Annotated in this window: 8 protein-coding genes; 3 read left to right on the top strand and 5 right to left on the bottom strand. The window is 65.5% G+C overall.

Annotation, left to right across the window (positions count from 1 at the left end):
* Both xseA and VN856_RS21335 read right to left on the bottom strand, forming a co-directional pair.
* On the bottom strand, positions 1-1,127 hold a 1,127-nt coding region (gene xseA, locus VN856_RS21340), incomplete at its 3' end, for an exodeoxyribonuclease VII large subunit (protein ID WP_325692649.1).
* The gene (locus VN856_RS21335) at positions 1,124-1,687 is read right to left on the bottom strand and encodes a lipid droplet-associated protein (RefSeq protein WP_325692647.1); all 564 of its coding nucleotides are present in this window, start codon (positions 1,685-1,687) and stop codon (positions 1,124-1,126) included. The genes VN856_RS21335 and xseA, both read right to left, overlap by 4 nt.
* An 88-nt stretch (positions 1,688-1,775) precedes the next feature.
* Here VN856_RS21335 and VN856_RS21330 point away from each other — a divergent pair, with 88 nt between their 5' ends.
* Positions 1,776-2,780, top strand: a complete 1,005-nt coding sequence (locus tag VN856_RS21330; RefSeq protein WP_325692644.1) for a 4-hydroxy-3-methylbut-2-enyl diphosphate reductase — start codon at positions 1,776-1,778, stop codon at positions 2,778-2,780.
* Here the strand turns inward: VN856_RS21330 and VN856_RS21325 are convergent.
* Positions 2,777-3,838 (bottom strand): DUF6542 domain-containing protein, encoded by a 1,062-nt coding sequence (locus VN856_RS21325; protein WP_325692642.1) that lies wholly within the window; start codon positions 3,836-3,838, stop codon positions 2,777-2,779. The genes VN856_RS21330 and VN856_RS21325 overlap by 4 nt on opposite strands.
* A gap of 123 nt (positions 3,839-3,961) precedes the next feature.
* On the opposite strand from VN856_RS21325, the gene ychF reads away from it, so the two are divergent.
* Positions 3,962-5,053 (top strand): redox-regulated ATPase YchF, encoded by a 1,092-nt coding sequence (gene ychF / locus VN856_RS21320; protein ID WP_325692640.1) that lies wholly within the window; start codon positions 3,962-3,964, stop codon positions 5,051-5,053.
* 30 nt (positions 5,054-5,083) lie between these two features.
* Here ychF and VN856_RS21315 read toward each other — a convergent pair whose 3' ends face one another.
* Positions 5,084-5,746, bottom strand: a complete 663-nt coding sequence (locus tag VN856_RS21315) for a class I SAM-dependent methyltransferase (RefSeq protein WP_325692651.1) — start codon at positions 5,744-5,746, stop codon at positions 5,084-5,086.
* 125 nt (positions 5,747-5,871) lie between these two features.
* Between VN856_RS21315 and VN856_RS21310 the strand changes: the two genes are divergently transcribed.
* Positions 5,872-6,513 carry a TIGR03085 family metal-binding protein gene (locus VN856_RS21310; protein WP_325692638.1) on the top strand — a complete coding sequence of 214 codons (642 nt, stop codon included), beginning with the start codon at positions 5,872-5,874 and terminating at the stop codon, positions 6,511-6,513.
* 132 nt (positions 6,514-6,645) lie between these two features.
* On the opposite strand, the gene VN856_RS21305 is transcribed toward VN856_RS21310, so the two are convergent.
* Positions 6,646-7,041 (bottom strand): nuclear transport factor 2 family protein, encoded by a 396-nt coding sequence (locus VN856_RS21305; RefSeq protein ID WP_325692636.1) that lies wholly within the window; start codon positions 7,039-7,041, stop codon positions 6,646-6,648.
* Between the last annotated feature and the right edge of the window lie 90 nt (positions 7,042-7,131).

The raw sequence follows: 7,131 nt of genomic DNA, 5'->3' as shown, positions 1-7,131 counted from the left end.
ACGGCGTAGCCGCGGGCCAGGGTGGCCGCCGGACCCAGCGTCGCCAGCCGGGCCGACAGGTGACCGACGCGCTCGGCCTGCACGTCGATCAGTCGGGTGATGTCCCGGCGGACCGCGGATCGGGCGCGGTGAATCTCTTCGGTGCGGGTCCCGAGCGCGGCCAGCGGCTCGGCCAGCACCGGCCGGCTGCGCAACTGCGCGAGCACCCGCTCCTCGCGGCCCACCCAGTTACGCAGCGCCTGCGCGCTGCGTCGGCGCAAATCATCGAGCAGGTGCTGTTCGGCGGCGGTATCCGGGACGATCTTCTTGGCGGCGTCGGTCGGAGTGGCGGCACGCAGGTCGGCGACCAGATCGCACAGCGGGTTGTCGGGTTCGTGGCCGACCGCGCTGACCACCGGCGTGCGGCACGCGGCGATCGCCCGACACAACGTCTCGTCGGAGAACGGCAGCAAGTCCTCCACGCTGCCGCCGCCGCGGGCGACCACGATGACATCGATGTCGGGGTCGGAGTCCAACTCCCGCAACGCCGTAACGATCTGAGAAACCGCGGTCGGGCCCTGGACGGCGGTGTTGCGGACGGCGAACCGCACCGCGGGCCAGCGTGCGGCGGCCACCGTCGTCACGTCATGCTCCGCCGCGCTGGCCCGGCCGGTGATCAGACCGATCATGCTGGGCAGGAACGGGATTGGCCGCTTGAGTCGCGGATCGAAGAGACCTTCGGCGGCCAACAGCTGGCGCAGTCGCTCGATGCGGGCCAACAGTTCACCGATGCCTACTGCGCGTATTTCGCTGAGCCGCAACGTGAGTGTGCCTCGGCCGGTGAAAAAGGTCGGCTTACCGCATACCACAACCTGCACGCCTTCGACGAGCTTGACCGGCGCGTTGTCAACCAGGTTGCGCGGCGCGGTCACGGTCAGCGACATGTCGGCGGCCGGATCGCGCAGCACCATGAACACCGTCTTGGCGCCCGGCCGGATGTTGATCTGAGTCAGCTGGCCTTCAACCCAAACCGTGCCCAATTTGTCGATCCAGCTTGCGATTCGGATGGCGACCGCGCGGACCGGAAACGGGTTCTCGGCCGAATTCGCCGGGCCGGCCGGCGTATTGCTGACAGGGTTGGCGGTCACTTCGCCGTCGCGCGCGTGATCCTGTTTGCCAGCAGCGTCTGGAACGGCGCGCGCCCTTTGGTGGCCTCCTCGTAGGCCAGCAGGGCTTCGAGCTCGTCGACATCGAGTGATTGCAGCCGGGCCCGCAACTGGGCCAGGGTCAGCTGTTCGTAGTCCAGCTCCTCGACTACGTCGGGGGCAGACACCGTCTGCTTGCCCGGTGTGGCGGCCACCCGCGCCCAGTCGTCGGCTGCGCCCGCTTCGGGAGAGGAGTACAGCGCGAACCGTCCTTCGCCGCGACTCTCGGTGTCGACGGCGTCGTCGTCATCGTCGGGCAGATCCTCGTCGAACGTCGCCCACTCCGGCTGCTCCTCCTTGGGCGGGAAGATGTGCTCCAGGGTGGCATCGCCTTTGATCACGAGCTCGGCCACGTTCTGCTGGAACCGCATCACGATATGCGCGGCCGTGCTGGCCAGCGTCATCGGATACATCAGGATGGTTTTCGGCAACCTGATCGTCTCCTCGACGGCCATCGTCGCGGCGCCCACCAGCAGCCGAAACCCATATGGTGCAGTAGCCATGCGGTCAAGCCTGCCTTAACTGGCGGACAACTCCAAGCTGAGCGCGCGAGTTGGCGGGCCAGTGTCGGCAGAAAGTACGCTGGTGGACATGCCGCCGACCGTGAACATGGGGATCCCTGGTGCAACTGCATCGGTGGCCGAGCCGGTGACCGGCAAGCGTGTCCTGCTTGCCGAGCCCCGTGGATACTGCGCCGGCGTCGATCGTGCGGTCGAGACCGTCGAACGTGCACTGGAGAAACACGGCGCACCCGTCTACGTCCGGCATGAGATCGTGCACAACCGCCACGTGGTCGAAACGCTGGCCAAGGCCGGTGCGGTGTTCGTCGAGGAGACCGACGAGGTGCCCGAAGGCGCCATCGTGGTGTTCTCCGCCCACGGCGTGGCCCCGACTGTGCACGCGACGGCCGCCGAGCGGCAGCTGAAGGTCATCGACGCCACCTGCCCGCTGGTCACCAAGGTGCACAACGAGGCCAAGCGATTCGCCCGCGACGACTACGACATCCTGCTGATCGGCCACGAGGGGCACGAGGAGGTCGTCGGCACTGCCGGCGAAGCCCCCGACCACGTACAGCTGGTCGACGGTCCGAGCGCCGTCGACGGCGTGACGGTTCGCGACGAGAACAAGGTGATCTGGTTGTCGCAGACCACGCTATCCGTCGACGAGACGATGGAAACCGTGCAGCGGCTGCGGGCACGCTTCCCGAAACTGCAGGATCCGCCCAGCGACGACATCTGCTACGCGACCCAGAATCGGCAGGTGGCGGTCAAAGCGATGGCGCCGGAGTGCGAGCTGGTGATCGTCGTCGGTTCGGGCAATTCGTCGAACTCGGTCCGCTTGGTCGAGGTCGCGTTGGGGGCCGGGTCAGCGGCTTCGCACCTGGTCGACTACGCCGACGACATCGATCCGGCATGGTTGGAGGGCGTCACCACAGTCGGAGTCACGTCCGGCGCGTCAGTGCCTGAGGTGCTGGTCCGCGGCGTGCTGGAGCGGTTGGCCGAATACGGCTATGACGTGGTTCAGCCGGTGACGACAGCCAACGAGACATTGGTGTTCGCGCTGCCCCGGGAGATCAGGCCCGCCAGAGGCGGTTAGTCGCTCGCGGGCCTGCGCGGCCGGCGCGGGCGGTCATCGAGCGACTCGTCGCCTCCGGCTGCCTTCCGATACCTGACCTGTGAGATCGGGTGATGGGTCGCGGTGCTCCCGTTCGGTGGGGGCCTGCGCCGCGGCGGGGGCCCAGGAGCAGGGTCGAAGGGCTCCATGGGTTCGTACGGGTCGAAGCGGCTGCCAGGGCGATCTCTGCGAGTGTGCGGGTCGCGCCGGACGTCCCGCGGCGGGCGGCCACGCAGGTCCGGGTCGCGCGGCAACCTACCGCGCCGAGGCGGTTCGGGAGCGTCGAATTCACGCGTCGGGCGTCGACGCCGGGCGCGTTCGCGCGTCGGATCCACCTCGTCGTCCAGCCGGGGCCTAGCGCCCAGTGGTGGCCGTTCCCGCCGGGTCCGCGTCGATGCCGGGCGCTTACCGGTTCGTCGTGCGTCGGACGTGGTGGATCGCGCGGAACGTTCGACGGCGTGGGTTCGGCGCGACCGCGACCTCGCCGCCTTGTCGACGGTCTCGTCGGCGGGCTCGTGGTTGAACATCGCCGTCAGCCTGGCGACCAATCCGAGAGGTCCACCTTCGCTGGCAGCGTCGGTGGCATCGGTGGTTTCCGCCGCAGCCGTGTGGGACCGGCCCAGGTACCACCGGATCAGGCCGAGCACTAGGACACCCGCCGAGGTGAACAGCATCAACGGGAAACGCTCGATCAACGGATAGCCACAGTTGATCAGCAGATCTTTGACACCGGTGAATTTGGCGCCGTGGAACAGGAAGTAGGCACCAGGCACTGCGCAGAACAAGATCAGCGGCGGCTGGATCACCGCGGTGAAGATTCCGGACTGGCGAACGGCCAGCAGCGCGGCCACGCAACCCAGTACATACAGGCCGGCGAAGACGGTGGTCAGCTCCTTGCCGGATCCGGCGTCGAAAGCGAAGCCGACAGCGACTCCGGTCACGGCGATCACCACTGCGGCCCACCACGGCACACCAGGAATTCCGGGGATTATCGAGCGGCGATCTGCGGCCACCGCCGACCGGTCCTGCTCCTCTGACACATGTCGACCGTACCGGCTTGACGCTGAAAGACGCGTAACGACCTCGTTAGCAATGCGTGGGCGTGCCTCACGCGCGGCAGCGCGTCATGGGCTGCGGTGCGGCTCTCCTACACTTGAATCCCTGTGAGCCTGAGCCTTGGGATTGTGGGTTTGCCGAATGTCGGCAAATCGACCCTGTTTAATGCGCTGACCAGAAACAACGTGGTCGCCGCCAACTACCCGTTCGCGACCATCGAGCCCAACGAAGGCGTGGTGCCGCTGCCCGACGCACGGTTGGCGACGCTGGCGGAAATGTTCGCCTCGGAGCGCATCGTCGCGGCGCCGGTGACGTTTGTCGACATCGCCGGTCTGGTCGCCGGTGCCTCGGAAGGCGCCGGTCTGGGCAACAAATTCCTGGCCAACATTCGTGAGTGCGACGCGATCTGCCAAGTGGTGCGGGTGTTCGCCGACGACGATGTGACCCACGTCGCAGGCCGGGTCGATCCGAAGTCAGACATCGAGGTCGTCGAGACCGAGCTGATCCTGGCCGACCTGCAGACGCTCGAGCGAGCCGTGCCGCGGTTGGAAAAAGAGGCGCGCAACAACAAGGAACGCAAACCGCTTTACGACGCTGCGTTGGCCGCCCAGCAGACCCTGGACGGCGGGACGACGCTGTTCGCCGCCGGCGCGGATGCGCTGCTGCTGCGGGAATTGAATCTGCTGACCACCAAACCCTTCCTGTACGCGTTCAACGCCGACGAGTCGGTGCTCACCGATGCTGACCGGGTCGCCGAGCTGCGTGCGTTGGTGTCGCCGGCGGACGCGGTTTTCCTGGACGCCAAGATCGAGGCCGAGCTCACCGAACTCGACGACGAGTCTGCCGCCGAGCTGTTGGAGTCGATCGGCCAGACCGAGCGAGGCTTGGATGCCTTGGCGCGGGCCGGTTTTCACACGTTGAAGCTGCAGACCTATTTAACGGCCGGGCCCAAGGAGTCGCGGGCGTGGACGATCCATCAGGGCGACACCGCGCCCAAGGCCGCCGGGGTAATTCACACCGACTTCGAAAAGGGCTTCATCAAAGCCGAGATCGTGTCCTACGACGACCTGGTCGCTGCCGGGTCGATGGCCGCGGCGAAGTCCGCGGGCAAAGTCCGCATGGAGGGTAAGGACTACGTGATGGCCGACGGCGACGTCGTGGAGTTCCGCCACGGTCAACCATCTAAGACAAAGCAGTAGGGCCGAGGTCCCTCACTCGTTCGTCACGTTTCATGTAGCGGCATAAGCGATCAGCAGGTGCGGTGCGTTGGCGTCTTCACTGATCCGACAGTGTTCGACTGTGAGGCCGGTGTTGCGTAGCGTGTCGATCACGTCTTGCACCGGACGGAGCCGAAACCCGTGTCCCGTGAATGGCAATTTCGCCATCACATCGGGGTCGGCCAGTCCGACAACGAGTCGACCCCGACTGTTCATCACCCTGGCGAGCTCTTGAAACGCTGTGTCGAGTTCCGCGACGAAGTAGATGGTGTTGACGGTAATGACTCCGTCCAATGCGGCATCGGCAAAGGGCAGCTGCGTCATGGTCCCGGAATGCAAAGACAGCCGCCCGGTTGCGATGTCGCGGCGGTATCGCCCTGTGGCCTGGCTGAGCATCGTCTGCGACAACTCGACACCGTGGACACAGCCCGACGGGCCGACACTGTCAAGCAGCAGTTTCAGGCCCACGCCGCCACCGAATCCGACATCGGCGAGCGCCGCTCCTTCATCGGGTTGCAGCGCCCGCGCGGCGGCGCTCACGAAGCGCCGGTTGCCCCGGTTGAGAGCCCCACCAACCAGCCGCCCGCGCAGCCCAGTTGGATGACCGAGCTGCTTGGCAATACCCGCCATGACGGCGTCCCGAACGCCCATCCGATGACCGTAGAGCACGGACACCGATGCGGGCACGGAGTATTTTGAAGTGGTCGCTAGCAACTGCTTTTGGCAACATTTCGTTCGTTCTTTGCGCATTCGGGCCAACCGGACCGCTGCCTTCCGGGCCGTCGGTATGCTCCGGCGACATGGCCGACCCGCTCTTCGACGCCATCGAGCGAAAGCAGCTCGCCAATCTCCTCGATGAACTTGGTCCCGATGCGCCGACCCTCCTGGACCCTTGGACGACGCGCGATCTGGCTTCGCACCTTGTGCTCCGGGAGCACGATCTCATCGCGGCACCTGGGCTCGTCGTGCCCGGTGTGTGGAGCCGCTTCGCCGAACGGCGCAGAAAAGCACTCGCACTCCGAGATTTCGTCTGGCTCGTTGACACGATCCGATCGGGGCCGCCACGGGGCTTTTTCCGCATGAATTGGGTGCGGCGACTACCCAACCTCAATGAGTTCTTTGTCCACCATGAGGACGTGCGTAGGGCCAACGGCCTTGCCCCTCGGTCGAACTCCCCCGCGGTGGACGCGGCTCTGTGGCGCAACCTCAGTTGCGCGCCATGGTTGCTCGCTCGGCGGCTACGCGATACTGGCCTTGAGCTCGAGTGGGCTGGGACGGGAAAGACCCTGAGGGTCCGGCGAGGGAAACCCGCGGCTCGCATCGTTGGACTGCCGGGTGAGCTGCTGTTGTATCTCTTCGGTCGTCAGTGCGCGGCGCGAGTCGAAGTTAACGGCCCGGCTCGCGCCGTCGAAGCCGTCGGGCGCGCGCAGTTCGGCATGTAAGGGAGTCTCGACCGTCACCATGAGGATCTCGCTGGCGGAGCCGACGGCGCCGTCGTCGAATTCGGTTCAACGTCTAGCGCTAAACAACAAGTAAGCGATGCCTTTTCGGCCGCACAGGTAGAGGCGAAACCGCTACTCCTCAGGTGCGAAGGCCGCGGCAACGCGTTCTTCTAGGGACCTCATGTCGTAGTAGTCGCGCCAGCGGCTGATGCGCCCGTCATCGTTGACCTCGAAGACCCCCGTCATCTCGACGTCGAAGGTTTTGCCTGCCATGTCGAAGACGTCGACTCGCTCGACCATCACCAGTCCACCGCTCGCGACGAGATTCTTCACATTAGCTGTCGTGCTGGGAACCATTTCCAGTGTCGACAGCATTTCTGCCTTGATCGCTTCAACTCCGCGCGACGTGCCCCTTGGACCGTCGGTGTAGATCGCGTCGTCACTGAAGAAAGCCATCATCTCGTCGATATCGGCACGCGGCCACGTCTCCAAGAACTTCCGAATCACGCGCTCTGCGGAATCGCTCATCGCCGAGGCCTCTCAACTACGCCCTGACTGGAGAATGTATCGACATTGCAGCTTAGGGTTTGGACGAAAAGTCACCTTGAATATACGGAT

The organism is Mycobacterium sp., assembly GCF_035603715.1.
GTDB lineage: Bacteria > Actinomycetota > Actinomycetes > Mycobacteriales > Mycobacteriaceae > Mycobacterium.
The sequence above is the reverse complement of the archived record's forward strand: the minus strand, read 5'-3'. Positions and strand labels throughout refer to the sequence as shown.

Bases quoted from the DNA above. Each gene is read 5' to 3' on its own strand.
- VN856_RS21335 (WP_325692647.1), bottom strand. From the start codon at position 1,687: ATGGCTACTGCACCATATGGGTTTCGGCTGCTGGTGGGCGCCGCGACG.
- VN856_RS21330 (WP_325692644.1), top strand. From the start codon at position 1,776: ATGCCGCCGACCGTGAACATGGGGATCCCTGGTGCAACTGCATCGGTG.
- VN856_RS21305 (WP_325692636.1), bottom strand. From the start codon at position 7,041: ATGAGCGATTCCGCAGAGCGCGTGATTCGGAAGTTCTTGGAGACGTGG.
- VN856_RS21310 (WP_325692638.1), top strand. From the start codon at position 5,872: ATGGCCGACCCGCTCTTCGACGCCATCGAGCGAAAGCAGCTCGCCAAT.